The 17,985-nt window shown below is 63.4% G+C and carries 15 protein-coding genes; 10 read left to right on the top strand and 5 right to left on the bottom strand.

Annotation, left to right across the window (positions count from 1 at the left end; genetic code table 11):
- Nucleotides 1-41: 41 nt before the first annotated feature.
- Nucleotides 42-503: a DUF4440 domain-containing protein gene (locus OA2633_RS04070; RefSeq protein ID WP_009801216.1), complete on the top strand. Its 462-nt coding sequence runs from the start codon at nt 42-44 to the stop codon at nt 501-503.
- Between the two features lie 127 nt (nt 504-630).
- A complete protein-coding gene (locus OA2633_RS04065) occupies nt 631-2,781 on the top strand; it encodes a methyl-accepting chemotaxis protein (protein WP_009801215.1) in 2,151 nt (716 codons plus the stop codon).
- 10 nt (nt 2,782-2,791) lie between these two features.
- Here OA2633_RS04065 and OA2633_RS04060 read toward each other — a convergent pair whose 3' ends face one another.
- From OA2633_RS04060 to OA2633_RS04050, 3 genes are all read right to left on the bottom strand, one after another.
- The gene (locus tag OA2633_RS04060) at nt 2,792-3,100 is read right to left on the bottom strand and encodes a hypothetical protein (RefSeq protein ID WP_009801214.1); all 309 of its coding nucleotides are present in this window, start codon (nt 3,098-3,100) and stop codon (nt 2,792-2,794) included.
- Between the two features lie 83 nt (nt 3,101-3,183).
- A complete protein-coding gene (locus OA2633_RS04055) occupies nt 3,184-3,894 on the bottom strand; it encodes a TorF family putative porin (protein ID WP_009801213.1) in 711 nt (236 codons plus the stop codon).
- An 85-nt stretch (nt 3,895-3,979) separates the two neighbouring features.
- Nucleotides 3,980-5,356, bottom strand: coding sequence for an ammonium transporter (locus OA2633_RS04050; RefSeq protein ID WP_193371799.1), 1,377 nt, complete (start codon nt 5,354-5,356; stop codon nt 3,980-3,982).
- A gap of 89 nt (nt 5,357-5,445) precedes the next feature.
- Between OA2633_RS04050 and OA2633_RS16025 the strand changes: the two genes are divergently transcribed.
- Complete coding sequence (locus tag OA2633_RS16025) at nt 5,446-5,859, top strand: hypothetical protein (protein ID WP_156776097.1); 414 nt, start codon at nt 5,446-5,448, stop codon at nt 5,857-5,859.
- Nucleotides 5,860-5,897: 38 nt separating this feature from the next.
- On the opposite strand, the gene recQ is transcribed toward OA2633_RS16025, so the two are convergent.
- The gene (gene recQ, locus OA2633_RS04045) at nt 5,898-7,733 is read right to left on the bottom strand and encodes a DNA helicase RecQ (RefSeq protein ID WP_040612455.1); all 1,836 of its coding nucleotides are present in this window, start codon (nt 7,731-7,733) and stop codon (nt 5,898-5,900) included.
- A gap of 118 nt (nt 7,734-7,851) precedes the next feature.
- Between recQ and OA2633_RS04040 the strand changes: the two genes are divergently transcribed.
- The 7 genes from OA2633_RS04040 (at nt 7,852) to astB (ending at nt 16,946) form a co-directional block, all read left to right on the top strand.
- On the top strand, nt 7,852-9,060 hold the full coding sequence (locus OA2633_RS04040) for a CaiB/BaiF CoA-transferase family protein (protein ID WP_009801210.1): 1,209 nt from the start codon (nt 7,852-7,854) through the stop codon (nt 9,058-9,060).
- 153 nt (nt 9,061-9,213) lie between these two features.
- Entirely contained in the window at nt 9,214-10,281 is a 1,068-nt protein-coding gene (locus OA2633_RS04035; RefSeq protein ID WP_009801209.1) for an OmpA family protein, read from the top strand.
- Between the two features lie 254 nt (nt 10,282-10,535).
- Nucleotides 10,536-11,828: a cystathionine gamma-synthase family protein gene (locus OA2633_RS04030; RefSeq protein WP_009801208.1), complete on the top strand. Its 1,293-nt coding sequence runs from the start codon at nt 10,536-10,538 to the stop codon at nt 11,826-11,828.
- Between the two features lie 15 nt (nt 11,829-11,843).
- Nucleotides 11,844-13,103 (top strand): hydrolase, encoded by a 1,260-nt coding sequence (locus OA2633_RS04025; RefSeq protein ID WP_009801207.1) that lies wholly within the window; start codon nt 11,844-11,846, stop codon nt 13,101-13,103.
- A 17-nt stretch (nt 13,104-13,120) separates the two neighbouring features.
- Nucleotides 13,121-14,143, top strand: a complete 1,023-nt coding sequence (locus OA2633_RS04020) for an arginine N-succinyltransferase (RefSeq protein WP_009801206.1) — start codon at nt 13,121-13,123, stop codon at nt 14,141-14,143.
- Nucleotides 14,143-15,594 carry a succinylglutamate-semialdehyde dehydrogenase gene (gene astD, locus OA2633_RS04015; RefSeq protein ID WP_009801205.1) on the top strand — a complete coding sequence of 484 codons (1,452 nt, stop codon included), beginning with the start codon at nt 14,143-14,145 and terminating at the stop codon, nt 15,592-15,594. Before OA2633_RS04020 ends, astD begins: the two co-directional genes overlap by 1 nt.
- 2 nt (nt 15,595-15,596) lie before the next feature.
- The gene (gene astB, locus OA2633_RS04010) at nt 15,597-16,946 is read left to right on the top strand and encodes an N-succinylarginine dihydrolase (RefSeq protein ID WP_009801204.1); all 1,350 of its coding nucleotides are present in this window, start codon (nt 15,597-15,599) and stop codon (nt 16,944-16,946) included.
- A 72-nt stretch (nt 16,947-17,018) separates the two neighbouring features.
- Here the strand turns inward: astB and OA2633_RS16235 are convergent, their stop codons facing one another.
- A complete protein-coding gene (locus OA2633_RS16235; protein ID WP_009801203.1) occupies nt 17,019-17,948 on the bottom strand; it encodes a beta/gamma crystallin-related protein in 930 nt (309 codons plus the stop codon).
- Nucleotides 17,949-17,985 lie beyond the last annotated feature (37 nt).

Here is a 17,985-nt window from a genome sequence, read left to right as displayed (position 1 = left end):
AGCTCGGGGCGCGCTTCACTGTGTCTGTCTTCAGAGAACAGATGGGGCTTCACATCATGATTGTCAGTGCTTTGGCGGCGGTATTTCTCATTCAAGGGCAGCCTCAGGAGTCGACCTGCACAGGCGTCGGCGCTGAAGTGGAGGCGATCTGCGCGGTGTTGAGCGCCCAGCAAAACGCCTGGAATGAGGGCGACATTCCCGGCTTCATGGCCGGCTATTGGCGGAGCGAGGATTTGCGGTTCGCCTCCGGCGGGTCTGTCACCTCGGGCTGGAGCGCGACGCTGGAGCGATATCTGACGCGCTACGACACCCCCGAAGCCATGGGCTGGCTGGCCTTCACCGATCTGGATGTCACCCAGCTGTCTGATGACGCGGCCTATGTGTTCGGACGCTGGACGCTGTACCGCGAGAGTGATGAACCGACGGGGCTGTTCACACTGATCCTGCGCAAGCAGGAGGAGGGCTGGCGCGTCGTTCACGACCATACCTCGGCCGCCGACTAGAGAGTTGGCAGGAGGCAATCGAGCAAGTCCTTGAAATCATGGTTATCAGAAAATTCACGCTGCAGGTGATTTAGACTTTCATCACAACTTTATCAGCACCCTCGATTGAAAGCCTTGAGGGTGAATCATGTTTCACAAAATGCCAGTCGCCCACCTGTTCGGCCTGATCAGCCTGGGCGGGTGTCTTGTGCTGGGCGGAGTCCTTGGGAGCGCTGCCGTCCTTGAAAGCCGGGAGGCGGAGCGCCATTCCGCGATTTCCCGACTGGAGGCGGTCGAGCGATCCCGTCTCACCTCGATCCGGAACTATCTCGAATATGTCGAGGATGATGTGCACCTGCTCGCGCACAGCACGGCCGTGATCCATGCGATCGAGCGTTTTCACGAGGCGTGGATGCAGATGCCCGGGGCGGAAGGCGCGGAAATTCGGCGCCTGTATCGCGAGGAGAACCCCTATGAGGGGGCGGAGCGCATCAATCTGGTCGATGCCGGGGACGGCTCAATGTATTCCGCCGTACATGAGGATCTGCACCCCTGGTTCCGCGACTATCATGATCAGCGCGAATACGCCGACATCTATCTCTTTGATATGCAGGGCAATCTTCTTTACAGCACGGAAAAGAAGGATGATTTCGGAACGAACCTGCTCACCGGCCCCTACCGGGACACGCATCTGTCGCGCGTGATGCAGCAGTCGCTCTCCATTGATCAGAGTGCGACTGCGCTATCGGACTATGCCGCCTATGCCCCGGGCGGAGGGCTGCCCTCAAGTTTCATGGGCTCGCCCGTGTTCGACCATGACGGCAACCGGCTGGGCGCCATCGTCGTCAAGATGCCGACCCGTGAACTGGACCGTCTGATGGCCGAGACGGTCGGTCTGGGAGAGACCGGGGACGCCTATCTGATTGGTGAGGATGGAATTCTGCGCACTCAGCCGCGCTTCAATAATGGCGAGGCCCGCCTGAGCATCGAGCTGCCCGCGGACATTGTGGACATGACGTTCCACGCGGCTGGCGAGGGCCATGTGATCGAAGCCGATGACTGGCGGGGCGTGCACGCCATGGCCATCGGGGATCATTTCGAATTTCTCGGCGTGCATTTCGGCGTCGTGGTGACCCAATCCACCCACGAAACCTTCGCCGTGGCGCGGGCGCTGACCTGGCGCATCATCATCACGGCCATTGTTGTGACCTTGATCGTGTCAGCCCTGAGTTTCTTCTTGGCGCGCAAGCTGGCGCAGCCCATCTCCCAGCTAGCAAGGATTACGGATCGGATCTCGGGCGGTGAACTGGCGCTGCAGGTGCCCTATCAGGAGGCGACCAACGAGATCGGCGCCCTGTCAAAAGCACTCGACGGCTTCCGTCGGAGCTCGATCCGTCAGCGCGAGCTGGAACAACGCCAGAGAGACATGGAGGAAGAGGCCAAGACGGTGCGCAAATCAGAGCGCACACGCCTGGCGGACGCCTTTGAACAGCAGGTCGGCGGGGTTGTGACCATTGTCAGTTCCGCGGCGACCGAGCTGAGTGCGGCCTCTCAGAGCCTGTCGGCCGCCGCTGAGGAGACGTCGGTGCAGACCAAGGTGGTGTCTTCCGCTGCGAGCGAGACCACGAACAATGTCCAGAATGTCGCCAGTGCGGCGGAGGAAATGTCTTCCTCCATCGCCAATATGAGATCGCGCGCGCAGATGACGGCGGATCAGGCGCGCCATGTGATGGGCGAAGCGGCCGGTACGGTTGAGAAGGTCAGCCATCTGACGGAGGCGGCCAGCCGGATCGGGGAAGTGGTTGACCTGATCAATTCCATCGCCGAACAGACCAATCTGCTGGCCCTGAACGCCACCATCGAGGCGGCGCGGGCCGGAGAAGCGGGCAAGGGCTTCGCCATCGTGGCCCAGGAAGTCAAGGAGCTGGCCTCACAGACCGCTTCGGCGACCAAGGACATTGCGGCCCAGATTTCCCAGATTCAGTCTGCGACCGGGGAATCCTCCGCTGCAATCCAGAGCGTCGCGGATGTAATCGGGGCGCTGAGCGCGACGGCGCAGGAGATCGCCGCGGCGGTGGAAGAGCAGGCGGCGGCCACCTCTGAAATCGCCCGGAGCGCGTCGGGCGCTGCGGACAATACGCGCAATGTCTCGGAGAATATCGACGGGGTCGTCATGGCGGCGACAGAATCGTCATCCGCCGCGGCGCAGGTGAACACCGCTTCGAGTGAGCTGACCGTGCAGGCCGAAACCCTGCGCGCCCAGGTCGATCAGTTCCTGGCCCAGATCCGGGCGTCCTAGCTCTGATCGTTCAAAGCCTGGCCCACCAGCCGATCACGTGAAGGGCCAGGGCGCCGGCGCCCAGCATGACGCCGAGCCAGGCGATGTCCGCCAGGCTGCCCTTGGGGCGGTCCGTCTTGCGGCTCTGGATCGGGGCGGTCTCCCCAGCTGGCCGAGGCGCTGACGTCGCGATCGGCGCCATCATGCGTCGTCGCAACTCCTTCTCGGCCAGGCGCTTGGCGCGCACATTGTATTTCTGACGGGCGACAAACAGGCGAAGATCCATATCGCTTGCAGCTGTCAGCGTGACGTCATGGGGCAGACGGAAGACGGGGCGCATGGCAGAGGCTCTGGCGAAAGAGGAAAACACGGGCGGCCTGAAACGGAATCACCGCTTCAGGCCGCATCAGGTGGCGATTAGGGCTAGAATTCCTTGGCGATGGTGAAGACCGCCGTGGCGTCCGAACCATCGGTGTCCTCGCTGGTGTCCACATAGGCCAGCGTCCAGTCCACGCCATAGGCCGATCCGCCAATGCCGAGGGTCCAGTCGATCTTGTCATCGCCGTCCCCGTCGAGATCGCCGAACGCGCCGGTCTCATACCCGACGCCCAGCGACAGGCTCAGGCCGGAATCCCCGATCGGCGCGGAGCCGGAGAGATTGAGATAGAGATTGTCATCATCGCCGAGATTGTCCTGCTCGGGGGCGTAGGCGATGGTGCCTGTGGTTTCAAAGAGGCCGATCGTGCCTGTCAGGCTGCCATAAACCTCGCCATAGGCGACATCCTCGCCGCCCGGGTAGAAATACCCCAGCACGCCCACATCATAGCTGAGCGCTCCGACGGTTCCGCCATAGCCGGCATAGAGATCAAGCTCCATCTCCGAATTGCCGACGGGTTCGATGCTGGAGCCCCAGGCGCCGATATAGAAACCGGTGTCCAGGGCCAGATCGAAACCGCCCTGGATGGCGATGGCCTCATCACTGAGCGAAGCCCCGCGGAAGCGATAGTCGGTGGTCATGGCGACATTGGCCGAGACTTCCTGGGCGCTGGCCGCGCCTGTGAGCGGGGTCAGGCAGGCGCCGCCCAGAAGCAGGGCCGGAAGCGCACGTCTGGCGAGAGAAATAGTGGTTTTCATGAGTATTCTCCATCGAAGGTTGTAATTGGGATCGGGCTGCGTCCGGGAAAGGAAGGCGAGGCGGCGGCGCCGCCTCGCCTCGGGCTTACTCAGCCGGTTTGACTTTGTCGGGGACGAATTCGGGATAGGCGCTGTGTCCGAGTTCGGACAGATCGCCGCCGACGTCTTCCTCGTCAGGGTTCAGGCGGATGCCGAGCGTGACTTTCAACGCCAGCCAGAGCACGAAGCTGGTCACAAATACAAAGGCTCCGATTGCAACAACACCGACAGCCTGACCGGAAAAGCTTGCATCCGAGTTTGTCAAAGGAACCGCCATCGTTCCCCAGATGCCGGCCATCAGGTGGACCGGGATCGCGCCGACCACATCATCTAGGCGCACGGCCTCGAGCAGCACCGCGCCGAAGGTGGCGATGACCGAACCGACCGCGCCAATCAGGACGGCTTCGAGAATGGTCGGAGTCAGCGGCTCCGCCGTAATCGCGACCAGGCCCGCCAGGGCGCCGTTCAGGACAGAGCCGAGATTGGCTTTGCCTTTGCCCAGCAGCATGGAGAGGATGTAGGCGACGACGACGCCTGACGCAGCGGCCATGTTGGTATTGGCGAAGATCTGGGACACGGCCGTGGCGTCTGCGGCGCTGCCCAGAGCGAGCTGGGAGGCGCCGTTGAAGCCGAACCAGCCAAACCACAGGATGAAGGTGCCCAGCGTGGCCAGGGGAAGCGAGGATCCGTGCATGGTCACGGGTTTGCCGTCGACAAACCGGCCCCGACGCGCGCCCAGCAGGATGACGCCGGCGAGCGCCGCCCAGCCGCCCGTGGAGTGCACCAGGGTGGAGCCTGCGAAGTCAGAGAAGCCGAACTGGCTGTCAAGCCAGCCTGCGCCCCATTCCCAGGATCCCTGGATCGGATAGATCACGCCGGCCAGGATGGCGGTGAAGATGAAGAAGGAACCGATCCGGACGCGTTCAGCCACAGCGCCGGAAACAATCGAGGCGGTGGTCGCCACGAACACCATCTGGAAGAACCAGTCAGAGGCGCTGGCGTAGCCGCTGGCGGTGATGTCGATTACCTCATCGGCAGCGGTCTCGGACGGGGACCACATGGAGGGCGTTCCAAAGAAGCCGCCATGCGCATCCACGCCCGAATACATGAGGTTATAGCCGATGACGAAAAACATCAGGCCGGCGATGGCGTAGAGGCCGATATTCTTCAGGCAGATGACGGCTGCGTGCTTGGTGCGGACAAAACCGGCTTCGAGCATGGCGAAACCGGCCGCCATCCACATCACCAGAAAGCCGCCGATCAGGAACAGCAGCGTATTGAAGATATAGGCCGTCTCCTCGCTGACTTCGGCGAAGGCGGGTTGAGACGCCAGAAAGGTGAAGCTGAGCGCCGCAAGCGCCATAGCCCCCAGGCGCGTGGCGCGTGCGCGCAGTACGGACTGCGCGCCGTTAAAGTCTGTCATGATTTTGTCCTCGGTCGCACGCTGACGGGCCGGGTGCTCCCCGGAGCCGGCCAGTCGGGTCGAATGAAAGCGACGAAGGACGCGCTGTGATGGCGTACCTGAAAGCCGGTCAGCGCCGACTGGATCCTGTCTCATCCTTGCCTCCGTCGCGGTTTGCGGCGGCCGGCGGTGCGTCTCTAAGGGCGGGCGCGGCTCGGGCCGCGTCTCTCGTTAACAAAAGCTTTGCAGAGTGTATTTTGCGCTGCAACAAAAAAGTGAAAATTTTTGTTTCCCATAGCGACAATTATGGCCGTGAGGTCACAGTCGCGATGAATACATGGAAAATTTTGAAGGAAGAAAAAAAGGCGGGTCAAGCCCGCCTTCTAGTTTTAGAGACGACCCCGAGGCCGCCCGTGAACGCTCACAGCTTCATGACGGTTCAGCAAAAGAAAAAGAAAAATATTCGGACAAAGAGGGATAAGGTGCTCGATGCAAGAGCGGTCAATCTACAAAATCGTGCATGATTCGTAAAAACTGGCTCCAATTGTTCACTAAAGTGGTTCTAAATCTCAGATTTGATCACCGAGAGAAATTCTGAGCCGTATCGCTCGAGTTTGCGGGCGCCGACCCCGAAAATGCGCGATAGCGCCTCAGGAGTCTGGGGTTTTTCGGCCGCCATTTCGATCAGAGTGCGGTCTGCAAATATAGTATAGGCCGGCTTGCCGCTCTCCTTGGCGAGCTCCAGCCGCTTTTTGCGCAGTGCAATATAAATCGTGCGATCCGCCTCGGAGAGCAGCTGATCTGCTGCATCGCTCGGGCGGGCCCGAGAGGACCGCACTCCACGCTGCTCCTCGGGCGGCCGCAAGCGGATGCCCTGTTTTGCGAACAGGATGTCCTTGCCCTTGGCGGTGATGATCCATTCGCCATGGCCGTCGATGGGCTGATCTATGGCGCCCGACGCAAAGAGCTGTCGGAACACGCTCATCCATTGTTCCTTGGACAGGTCCTCTCCGACGCCGAAGGTGGGCAAGGCGTCGTGCCCGCGCGCCATGACCTTGTCGGTCTTCAGCCCCCGCAGAACGCTGATCAGGTGCTCAAGCCCGAATCGCTGCCCGGTCCGGGCGATGGCCGACATGGCCTTCTGGGCCAGCACCGCGCCGTCGATCAGTTGAGGTGGGTCATCACACAGGTCGCAATGACCGCAGGGCGAGATCTCGTCGCCGAAATAGCCAAGCAGGGTTTGCCGGCGGCACTGGGGCGCCTCGCAATACGCGATCAGTGCGGACAGGCGCCGCATCTCCATGCGCTTGCGGTCATCATCGGAGTCGCTGTCATTGATCTGGCGCCGCCGCAGGGCGGCATCGCCAAGCGACCACAGCATCAATGTATCCGCCGGATCGCCATCGCGCCCGGCGCGTCCGATCTCCTGGTAATAGGCCTCCATGGATTTGGGCAGGGCGGCGTGTACCACGTAGCGCACATCAGGTTTGTCCACACCCATGCCGAAGGCGATGGTGGCGCACATGACAACCCCGTCGCCCTTGACGAACTCGTCCTGACGAAAGCTGCGCGTCTCTGAATCCAGTCCGGCGTGATAGGAGAGCGCGTACACATCCTCGGCGCGCAGTTTCTCGGCCATGTCGTCACAGGCCTTTCGGCTGGCGCAATAGATGATGCCTGCCCGGTCGGGCCTTGCCTTGACGAAGTCGATGACCTGGCTGTTGCCCTGACGGCGCGCGCCAACAGCCAGATGCAGGTTCGGACGGTCAAAGCTGGACACGAATTCCGCAGGGGGCTGCTCGAACAGGCGCGCAGAAATGTCCCGCCGCGCCGCTGCGTCGGCGGTGGCCGTGAAGGCGGCGATCTGCGGGCGACCGGCGGCCCGGGCGAAGTCCGAGATGCGCAGATAGTCGGGGCGGAAGTCATGGCCCCATTGCGAGACGCAATGGGCTTCATCCACCGCAATCATGGTCAGCCCCGCTCGTCCCAGGCGTTCGGCAAGGCCTGGAACCGCCATCCGCTCGGGAGCCATGTAGAGAAGCCGGAGACTGCCTTCGTCGAGCGCTCTCCAGGCCGCCTCGCGGTCATCCGCCTCATCAGCAGAGGTGAGGGCGGCGGCGTTGACCCCGGCCGTCTGAAGCGCGCTCACCTGGTCGCGCATCAGGGCGATAAGCGGGGAGATGACCACGGTGAGGCCGCCCCGCATCAGCGCAGGCAGCTGATAGCACATCGACTTTCCGCGTCCGGTCGGCATGACGGCGAGCACGTCGCGGCCCTGCAGAACGCTCTCGATGATTTCCCCCTGCCCGGGCCGGAAGTCGTGATAGCCGAATACCTCGGCCATCTTGGCGCGAGCCTTGTCGAGTTGGGGGGAGGGGGGCGAATCGGAGTGGAGCATGTGCGCAGGCTAGGCGGCGCAAAAGCCGGGGCAACACACAAGCGCTGCTTGCGCTGGGCCTGAGGCGGGGCTAGCCCAGACAGGACATCGCCCTAACCGTTCTGCTCTGGAGCCGTACATGACCCTCGCGCCGTTGTCCCATATCAAGGTTCTGGACCTGTCCCGGGTTCTCGCGGGGCCCTGGTGCGCGCAAATCCTGGGGGATCTGGGCGCCGACGTCATCAAGGTGGAGAACCCGGCATCCGGCGATGATACGCGTCGCTGGGGGCCGCCCTTTCTCAAGGACGAGAGCGGCGCGGAGGCGGATGCGGCCTATTATCTGTGCGCCAACCGCAACAAGCGCTCCATCGCCGTCAACATTACGGATCCGGACGGTCAGGCGATTCTGAAGCGGCTGGCCGCCGAGAGCGATGTGGTGATCGAGAACTACAAGACCGGCGGCCTGCGCAAGTACGGGCTCGATTACGACAGCCTGAGCGCGATCAACCCTGATCTGGTCTATTGCTCGGTGACCGGCTTCGGCCAGACGGGCCCGTGGTCGAACCAGCCCGGCTACGACTTTCTGATCCAGGCCATGGGCGGCCTGATGAGCGTGACCGGCGAAGATGCGCCGATGAAGGTGGGCGTGCCGGCCGTCGATCTGTTTACCGGCGTGTATGCGGCGGGCGCGGTCATGGCGGCGCTGATCGCCCGCTCTACGGGTCGGGGCGGCCAACATATCGACATGGCGTTGTTTGATGTGCAGGCCGCAATGCTGGCCAACCAGGCGGCGAACTATTTCGTTTCCGGCAAGCCGCCAGGGCGCGCCGGAAACGCGCATCCCAATATCGTTCCGTATCAGGACTTCCCAACGGCGGACGGGCGACTGGCGGTGGCTGTGGGCAATGATGGCCAGTTCCAGGCGTTTGCATCGGCTCTGGGGCGACCGGAATGGGGGGCGGACTCGCGTTTCAGGCGAAATTCGGATCGCGTCGCCAACCGGGAAATCCTCGTCGCTGAGATCACCCTGGTCCTGGCGACACGGGGCACGGATCACTGGATAGGCGCACTGCACGAGGCGGGCGTGCCATGCGGGCCGATCCTGCAACTGGATCAGGTCTTCAGCCATGAACAGGCCCGCTCGCGAGAGCTGGCGTTCACGCTGCCCATGACCGGCATTGGCGACGCGCCCATGATTGCGAATCCGATGCGCCTGCTCCAGACGCCGCCGCAATATCATCGCGCGCCGCCGCGTTTCGCGGAACACACCCAGGAGGTGTTGCACGAACGCCTCGGGGTGGATGAAAATGAGTTTCTGGCGCTCCAGGAGCGTTCCGTCGTGCGCTAACGGGGGCGGAATCCGCGCCATTCCAGTGGTGTTGTGCAATCAAATCAGTTATCGATGTGCGTGACATGGAACCAATGCTCGTCTTGGTGCGTTGGGCACGATGTTAATTTTAATGCTCACACGAAGGGCGTTCTCCGCCCGGAGGGGGATAGGATGAAAACAAAGCTTCTTTCGGCAGTCGCCGTTGGGGCCATCCTCGCCGCGCCGTCCATGGCGGTTGCGGATGAAGGTTGGTACGTCAGCGGTGCGCTTGGTTATGGCGCTCCGGGCGACGTTGATGTCTCCGGCAGCCTGAACGGCGAGATCCAGGGCGAAGGCGATATTCGCGAAAAGCTGGCTCTCGGCTACCAGTGGGCCAACAACTGGCGTCTTGAAGGTGAGCTGGCTCACCGCTTCAACGACACCGGCGCTGTCGGCAACTTCGAGAACAGCAGCTCGGACTTCCAGGTGTGGTCCGGCATGCTGAACCTCATCTATGATTTCGACACGGGTTCGTTCTGGACTCCCTACATCGGCGCTGGTCTGGGCTGGGTTCAGTCCGACATTTCCGCCATGGGCTGGGACACTGGCACCTACTCCCCGGCTTCGACCTTCGTGACGGTCGACGATTCTGATGCAACGGTCGGCTATCAGCTGATCGCCGGCATCGGCTGGGAGCTCGCCCGCAACCTGACCCTCGACACCGAGTACCGTTACTTCGGCTACGGCGAGACCGATTATGCTCCGAACCTGGAGCTGGGTCGCGTTGGCGGTCATGAGGCCTGGATCGGCCTGCGCTATCTGTTCTCCGCTCCGGAGCCTGCTGCGCCGCCGCCCCCGCCGCCGCCCCCGCCGCCGCCGCCCCCGCCGCCGCCTCCTCCGCCGCCTCCGGCGCCGGAATGTGAAGACGCCGGCTTCGTGGTGTACTTTGCTTGGGACCGTTCCGAGATCTCCAGCCAGGCGGCTGCCGTGATCAACCAGGCGGTCAGTCAGGCTCGCAATTGCGGCGTGGCTTCCGTGAGCATCGACGGCCACGCTGACCGTTCGGGCGCTGCGTCCTACAACGTCGGCCTGTCCGAGCGCCGTGCGCGTGCGGTCCGCGACGAAATGGTTCGCCTCGGCGTTCCGGCGTCCGCCATCTCTCTCGAAGCCTTCGGCGAAAGCCGTCCGGCCGTCGAGACCCCGGATGGCGTGCGTGAGCCGCTCAACCGTCGCGCTGAAGTGATGATCGACCTCAACTAGGTCTATCGCACTGGCGAAAGATTGCGGCCCGGGGCGTCTCGCCCCGGGCCGTTTTCGTTGGCGCCGTAAAGCCCGCTTGGCCTGGCTTGCGTGATCGCAACGCAATCTCCTGTGTGCAGGCGCCGCAGGGCTGGCATCCTTCCCTGGGAGCGGGTTGACCAGGCCGCGCACGCATCGCAAGTACCTGCCATCACCGATTTAGATTTTTACGCCCGCCCGGTCCCGGCAGGGCGTTCTGAACAAGGACCTGGCCCATGAGCAAGCCGGACACTCCCTATCGCAAACGCGCGCTGGGCGACCGCGCGCTGAGCCCTGAAACCCTGATGATGAGCTACGGCTTCGATGCTAAGATGTCGGAAGGTTCCATCAAGCCGCCCGTCTTTCTCACCTCGACCTTCGCTTTCGCGACGGCGGAAGAGGGCGCGGCCTATTTCCGCATCATGGGCGGCAAGAAGGAAGCGGGTGATCCGGAGACGGCGGGGCTGCTGTACTCGCGTTTCAACAACCCCAACATGGAAGTGCTCGAGGACCGGCTCGCGGTCTTTGAAGGGGCCGAAGACGCGCTGGTGTTCTCGTCGGGCATGGGCGCGATCTCGACGGTGCTGATGGCCCATTCGCGCGCTGGCGACGTGATCCTGCAATCGACGCCGCTCTATGGCGGCACGGAGACCCTCATCCGCTCGATCCTGCCGCAATACGGCATCGCCAGCGCCGACTTCTTCGCGGGCGCCTCTGAAGAGGAAATCCGCAAGGTCGTGGATGCGGCCCTGGATAAAGGGCGCATCTCGGTTCTGTATTGCGAGACCCCGACCAATCCGACCAATGAGGTGGTGGACCTCAAGCTCATGGCCAAGCTGGCCGATGAGATCGGCGAGCGTCAGGGCCACCGCCCGCCGGTGGTGGTGGACAACACCATTCTCGGCCCCATCGGCCACAAGCCGTTGGAGCTGGGCGGCGATATCGTCGTCTATTCGCTGACCAAATATATCGGCGGCCACTCCGACCTGATCGGGGGCGCGGCGCTGGGCAAGTCCGACCAGATGCTTCCGGTGCGCAAGTTGCGCTCGGGCATGGGCACCAATCTGGACCCGCATACCTGCTGGATGCTGGCGCGCTCGCTTGAAACCGTGACGCTGCGCATGCGCGCCGCCTTCGAAGGCGCCCGCAAGGTGGCGGAATATCTGCGCGATCACCCCAAGGTGAAGAAGGTCCGCTATCTGGGTTTCCTGGAGGAGGGCACGCGCGATTACGAAGTGCACAAGCGCCAGTCCGGCGACATGCACGGCTCGACCTTCGCCTTTGACGTCGAGGGCGGGCAGGATGCGGCCTTCCGCATGCTCAATGCGCTGAAGGTGGCCAAGCTGGCCGTGTCGCTGGGCGGCACCGAGACCTTGATCTGCCATCCGGGCAGCACCACCCACGCCGCGGTGGACCGGGAGCTTCAGCAGCGCCTGGGGTTTGATCCGGGCATGGTTCGCGTGTCGATCGGGGTCGAGAATCCGGACGACCTGATCGCCGACTTTGAACAAGCTCTCAAGGACGCCTGATCGGAAAGGACCGCCATGACTGATATCTCCCTCGACAAGGACGAACGCGCCATCCTCGACTGGATCGAAAGCCGCGGCGATCACATGATCGACACGGTGAAGGCCTGGTCGAAAATCAATTCGGGCAGCCGCAATGCTGACGGTCTTGAGACCATGCGCACGGCCCTGTCCGAGGCGTTCTCCGAGCTTGAGGGAGATGTCAGCGCAGTGGAGCTCGAACCCTCCACCACGGTCGAACTCGACGGCGAAATCCGCGAGGTGCCCTATACGCCTTCGATGAAGGTGTCCAAACGGCCCGAAGCGCCGGTCCGCATCGTGCTCACCGGGCACCATGACACAGTGTTCCCGAAGGACAGCGGGTTTCAGGACTGGCGTCTTGTGGATGACGACACGATCAACGGGCCGGGCGTGGCGGACATGAAGGGCGGCCTTCTTGTGATGCTGCATGGCCTTCTGGCGCTTGAGCGCAGCCCCTGGGCCAAACAGATCGGCTATGACATCCTTGTCAGCCCGGATGAGGAGATCGGCTCGCTGGGGTCCGGCCCTGTCCTGATGGAACTGGGCTCGAAAGCCCATGTGGGCATGACCTATGAGCCGGCGCTGGCGGATGGCTCGCTGGCCGGGGCCCGCAAGGGCTCGGGTAATTTTTCGCTACGCTGTCTGGGACGCGCCGCCCATGCCGGGCGCGAGCACCATCTGGGCCGGAACGCCATCGTGGCGGCGGCGGATTTCGCGCGTTCACTCGACCTTCTCAATGGTCAGCGCCCTGACGTGACCTTCAATGTCTCCCGCATTGATGGGGGCGGGGCGCCCAATGTGGTGCCGGATCTGGGGATTTGCCGCTTCAATGTGCGGGTGAAGACCGAAGAGGACGCCATCTGGGCCAAGTCCGAGATGGAAAAGCTGGTGCGGGCCGCCGATGCGCGGGACGGCATCACTGCAGACCTTCACGGCGGTTTCACGCGCCCTCCCAAACCCATGAGCCCCGCCAACCAGCGCATGTTCGACTGGACGCGGACGGCGGGTCAGGCCATAGGTCTGGACATAAAGTGGGCCGATACCGGCGGCGTCTGCGAAGGCAATAATCTGTGGGCGTCCGGTTGTCCCAATGTGGACACGCTGGGTGTGCGCGGCGCCGACATTCACTCTGACCGCGAGATCGCGAAGCTTTCGAGCTTCGTCGAACGGGCGCAGTTGTCAGCAGTGATGTTGATGCAGTTCGCGCGCGGACGGTTCAATGCGCAGGATGCCCGGGCTCTGTCAGAGGCCGGTTAGAACAAGGGGGACGCGCCATGCTCGTGGTGCGCGCCGCACGGTCAGATGACCATGCCGCATTCGTAGAACTCGCGCGGGCTGCGGGTCCGGGTTTCACCAGCCTGTCGCTGGATGACGAGGCCTTGCACGCCAAACTCCTGAAGTCCGAGCAGGCGTTTGAAGGCGTGCTCGAGGACCGTTCCGAGTGCGTCTACCAGCTGATGCTGGAGGATTCCGTCACTGGTCAGGTCTACGGCACCGCGGCGGTGAAAGCCGAAGTGGGGGTGAAGAAGCCCTATTTCGACTTCAAGATTTTCACCATCGCCCAGTCTTCCAGAGAAGCGGATCGCCGCTTTGACATGGACGCCATGCTGCTCGTGAATGATTTCGCCGGCTGCACGGAAGTGGGGTCGCTGTTTGTCAGCGACGCGCTGCGCGGGTCAGGGGCAGGGCGGCTCACCTCGCAGAGCCGCTACATGCTGGTGGCGGCGGACCGAACCCGCTTTGGCCATCGCATGCTGTCTGAGTTGCGCGGCGTTGTAGACGACAAGGGCGAGTCCGTTTTCTACGAGCATGTGACGCGTCCCTTCTTCCGCATGAGTTTTGAGGAAGCGGATTCCCTGTCAGCAGCCACGGACAACCAGTTCATCCTCGACCTGATGCCGCGCTCGGCGATCTTTCTCGATCTCTTGCCGGACGAGGTCCAGGCCGTGATCGGCAAGACCCATCCCCATGGCGCCAATGCATTGCGATTGCTGGAGTCGGAAGGCTTTCGCTATGACCGCTATGTGGACATTTTCGATGGCGGGCCGCTGGTCAGCTGTGAGACCGATGATGTCCGCACCATCAAGGACAGTCATCTGATGAGCGTGGCGGACGGCGCGCCGGGCGGCGACACGCTGCGCGCTCTGGTCTCCAACAATCAGATGCCTGATTTCCGATGCGTGCATGCAGAGGTCAGCGTCACCGGGGACGCCGTTTCTCTGGATGCAGACGCCGCCCGCGCGTTGAATGTCAGCGCGGGACAAACCGTACGCCTATGGACCAAGGAGCTAAGCTGATGGCGCATTCCGCTTTTATCTCAGGACAATGGGTGTCAGGCGGCGCCGCCGCGATGAGCTCAACCGATCCCGCCACGGGCGACACGGTCTGGACCGGCAAGAGCGCCACGCCTGACATCGTCAAGGAGGCGTTCGGATCGTCCCGCGCCGCGTTCGGCGAATGGGCGCTGACCCCTTATGAAGAGCGTCGGGCGGTGGTTGAGGCCTATGGCGACATCGTCAAGGCGGAAGCCGATCACATCGCCCAGCTGATCAGCCGGGAGACCGGCAAGCCGCTCTGGGAAACCAAGGGCGAGGCGGGCGCCATGGCGGCCAAGGTCGGCGTTTCCATCGCCGCCCATGATGAGCGCGCCGGGCGCAAGGTCACCGAAACCGAATTCGGCGAGGCTGTGCTCGATCACAAGCCGCTGGGCGTCATGTTCGTCCTCGGTCCGTACAACTTCCCCGGACACCTGCCGAACGGGCATATCATTCCCGCGCTTCTGGCGGGCAACACCGTGGTGTTCAAGCCGTCCGAGCTGACTCCGGCCGTGGGCGAATTCATGGTCCAGTGCTGGGAGAAGGCGGGCTTGCCCGCCGGCGTTCTGAACCTGGTGCAGGGCGCGCGTGAAACCGGCGCCGCGGCGCTGGACGATCCCGAACTGGATGGCGTGCTGTTCACCGGCAGCTGGAACACCGGTTCCTTCATCCACAAGAAGTTTGCAGGCCGCACGGGCGTGCAACTGGCGCTCGAAATGGGCGGCAACAACCCGCTCGTGGTCTGGGATGCGGCCGACGCCGAGGCCGCCGCACGCATTGCGGTGCTGTCGAGCTACATTACAGCAGGGCAGCGCTGCTCCTGTGCGCGTCGCCTGATCCTGCCCCAGGGCGCAGCGGGCGATGCCGTGGTCGAGCAGCTGGTCGGCATGATCGGCAAGCTCAGCGTCAATGTGTGGAACGCCGATCCCGAACCCTTCATGGGGCCGCTGGTCTCGGCTCAGGCGGCCGCGAATGTTCTCAAGGCGCAGGATGAGCTCATTGCTCTGGGCGCCAGACCCATCGTCAAGTCCGAAGCCATGGCGCTCGGCGACGCCTTTGTCAGCCCCGGGCTTCTGGATGTGGATGGCGTGGACACGCCGGACGAGGAAGTCTTCGGCCCGCTCCTGCAGGTACGCCGGGCGGACAGTTTCGAGGCGGCGCTCAAGGAAGCCAACAATACCGCCTATGGCCTGTCGGCCGGGTTGGTGTCTGACTCTGAAGATCTCTGGAAGCAGTTCTGGGCGGGCAGCCGCGCCGGCATCGTGAACCGCAATCGTCCGACGCCGGGCGCGGCCTCCACCATGCCGTTCGGCGGGCCGGGCCAGTCGGGCAATCTGCGCCCGAGCGCCTATTACGCCGCGGACTATGTGGCCTATCCGGTGGCGACCCAGGCCGCTGCGACGGTCGAGAAAATGCCTGTGAAAGGGCTCTGATCATGAGCGCGGTGGAAGCCAATTTCGACGGCCTTGTCGGCCCGACCCATAATTATGGCGGGCTCGCGCCGGGCAATCTGGCGAGCGCCAAGAATTCCGGCTCCATCGCCGCGCCGCGTGCGGGCGTGCTGGAAGGGCTGGCGAAAGCCAAAAGCCTCGCCGACGCCGGTCTGGTGCAGGGCGTGCTGCCGCCGCAGGAGCGCCCGTACATTCCGCACCTCAAAGCGCTGGGCTTTTCAGGCGCCAGTGACGGCGCAATCTGGGAAGCCGCGTACAAGGCCCAGCCTGCGCTGGCGCTGAACATGCTGTCCGCCAGCTCCATGTGGGCGGCGAATGCCGCCACGGTCAGCCCGAGCGCCGATACGGCGGACGGGCGTCTTCACTTCACCCCCGCCAACCTGCTGACGGCGTTGCACCGTTCCATCGAAGGCGAGCAGACCCGTCGCGCCCTGTCGGCGATCTTTCCGGACGCGGCGCGCTTCGCCGTGCACGACACGCTGCCCTATCAGTCCGCCTTCGCAGACGAGGGCGCCGCCAACCATGTGCGCCTGTGCGCCGAGCATGGCGCGGAAGGCGTTGAAATCTTCGTTCATGGCCGGGATGCGTTCGAGGCTTGGGACGGCAAGTTCCCGGCGCGCCAGACCCTGCAGGCGTGCGAAGCGGTGGAGCGCCGCCATGGTCTGAAGTCTGAGCGCACCGTCCATATCCGCCAGTCGCGCAAGGCGATCGAGGCGGGCGCCTTCCACAATGATGTCGTGTGCGTGGGAACCGGTCCTGTCCTGTTCTTCCATGAGCACGCCTTTGAGGACAAGGCCGCTGCACTGGACGCCATTCGCAAGGCGGCGGACGGCCTCTTCGAGCCGGTCTTTGTGGAAGTGCCCGACGCCGAGGTGCCGCTGGAGGACGCCATCACGTCCTACCTTTTCAACTCCCAGCTTCTGATCTGGCCGGGCGAGGCGCGCCAGGTTCTCGTGGCGCCGAAAGAGACCGAGGAAACCGCCTCCACCAACGCCTATTGCCAGCGTCTTGTGGACGGCAATACGCCCATTGGCGCGGTGAAGTTCGCCGATGTGCGCCAGTCCATGCGCAATGGCGGCGGGCCAGCTTGCCTGCGCTTGCGCGTGGTGCTGACCGAGGCCGAGCGCCACGCCGTCAATCCCAAAGTGATGATGGATGACGCGCTCTATGCGCAGCTCACCGACTGGGCGCAAACCCATTATCGCGAGGCATTGGCGCCGGGGGATCTGGGCGATCCGGCCCTTGTGAATGAAAGCCGCGAGGCGCTGGATGCGCTGACCAGCATTCTGGGTCTGGGATCAGACTTTTATCCGTTCCAGCGCGCCGGCGCCTGATCTCAGTCCGGTCTGGACATAAAAAACCCCGGCGCCCGGAGCCGGGGTTTCTTTTGACTTATGTGGATGCGCCTAGCGTACGCACAGCACGTCCACGAGTGCTTCGTCGCCGCGAACCGGACGACGCTCATCCAGCGACCAGACCGATCCCCGGGCCCGCTCGACGCCATAATGAACCGCACGGTTCATGCCGCTGACGCGGCACAGCGCGTCGGCTTCCTGATCTCCGCACCGGCCATAGCTGCGGCTGTCGCAGGCGGAAATGGCGTAGCCGTTTGCGGTCGGGCGCGCAAAGAAGACCGACTGCACGCCCTGCACGCCGCCCTCGATGCGGTTGGAGCCGTGACCGGGGCGTCCCGGATAGCCGTAATCATCGTCGCGCGGACGGTGCTGATTGGTGGCCGAGCTGATCTCTCGGTTGAGGTTGTAGGCGTTCAGATTGCGTACATCGCGATCAATCTCGACGCAGCGTCCGCCATAGTCAGCGTGCTGGCAGAAGGTCCAGTCGCCCGAATGCACCTCAATGGACTGGGCGGCGTCGTTGAACCCCAGACGATTCAGATTGTCGCTCGGCTCGATCAGGGTGACGCTGCGGCCCGTGAAGTTCGGTCCGGACCAGAGCGTGACGCCGTTGTCGCGCGTCCGGCCACGGCGACCCTGGTCATGAACGGGACGGATCGAGCTGATCCGGTCATTGAAGGCCCACTGGCTCATATTCGGCAGGTCAGAGTCGATAACCTGGCAGGTGCCGCGATAGCTCGCATCGATGCAGACTTCCCATTGCCCGCCGCTGACCCGGATCGAGCTGGCCATGTCGTTGAAGTTCAGCCAGTCAAGATTTTCGGCGTCAGTGTCGATCACCACAGATCGGCCCTGATAGTTGGGCTGGTCATAAAGGGTGATCGACGGACCGCGGCCCCGATCGTGGCGCTGGGCTTCAGCGAGGTCGGCGGTCACGGCAAGACCGGCCATGGCGGCAAGCAGAACAGGGGCGAAACGCATCTCAGTCTCCTAATGACCAGATCAGACTATGCCGGGG

The organism is Oceanicaulis sp. HTCC2633, from assembly GCF_000152745.1.
Lineage (GTDB): Bacteria > Pseudomonadota > Alphaproteobacteria > Caulobacterales > Maricaulaceae > Oceanicaulis.
This window is presented reverse-complemented; position numbering and strand designations above follow the sequence as displayed.

Excerpts from the sequence above, each read along its gene's own strand:
- OA2633_RS04035 (WP_009801209.1), top strand. The coding sequence starts at position 9,214 with ATGAAAACAAAGCTTCTTTCGGCAGTCGCCGTTGGGGCCATCCTCGCC.
- OA2633_RS04020 (WP_009801206.1), top strand. The coding sequence starts at position 13,121 with ATGCTCGTGGTGCGCGCCGCACGGTCAGATGACCATGCCGCATTCGTA.
- OA2633_RS04040 (WP_009801210.1), top strand. The coding sequence starts at position 7,852 with ATGACCCTCGCGCCGTTGTCCCATATCAAGGTTCTGGACCTGTCCCGG.
- OA2633_RS04070 (WP_009801216.1), top strand. The coding sequence starts at position 42 with ATGGGGCTTCACATCATGATTGTCAGTGCTTTGGCGGCGGTATTTCTC.
- OA2633_RS16025 (WP_156776097.1), top strand. The coding sequence starts at position 5,446 with ATGGCGTACCTGAAAGCCGGTCAGCGCCGACTGGATCCTGTCTCATCC.
- OA2633_RS04060 (WP_009801214.1), bottom strand. The coding sequence starts at position 3,100 with ATGCGCCCCGTCTTCCGTCTGCCCCATGACGTCACGCTGACAGCTGCA.
- OA2633_RS04025 (WP_009801207.1), top strand. The coding sequence starts at position 11,844 with ATGACTGATATCTCCCTCGACAAGGACGAACGCGCCATCCTCGACTGG.
- recQ (WP_040612455.1), bottom strand. The coding sequence starts at position 7,733 with ATGCTCCACTCCGATTCGCCCCCCTCCCCCCAACTCGACAAGGCTCGC.
- OA2633_RS04065 (WP_009801215.1), top strand. The coding sequence starts at position 631 with ATGTTTCACAAAATGCCAGTCGCCCACCTGTTCGGCCTGATCAGCCTG.
- OA2633_RS16235 (WP_009801203.1), bottom strand. The coding sequence starts at position 17,948 with ATGCGTTTCGCCCCTGTTCTGCTTGCCGCCATGGCCGGTCTTGCCGTG.
- astB (WP_009801204.1), top strand. The coding sequence starts at position 15,597 with ATGAGCGCGGTGGAAGCCAATTTCGACGGCCTTGTCGGCCCGACCCAT.
- OA2633_RS04055 (WP_009801213.1), bottom strand. The coding sequence starts at position 3,894 with ATGAAAACCACTATTTCTCTCGCCAGACGTGCGCTTCCGGCCCTGCTT.
- OA2633_RS04050 (WP_193371799.1), bottom strand. The coding sequence starts at position 5,356 with ATGACAGACTTTAACGGCGCGCAGTCCGTACTGCGCGCACGCGCCACG.
- OA2633_RS04030 (WP_009801208.1), top strand. The coding sequence starts at position 10,536 with ATGAGCAAGCCGGACACTCCCTATCGCAAACGCGCGCTGGGCGACCGC.
- astD (WP_009801205.1), top strand. The coding sequence starts at position 14,143 with ATGGCGCATTCCGCTTTTATCTCAGGACAATGGGTGTCAGGCGGCGCC.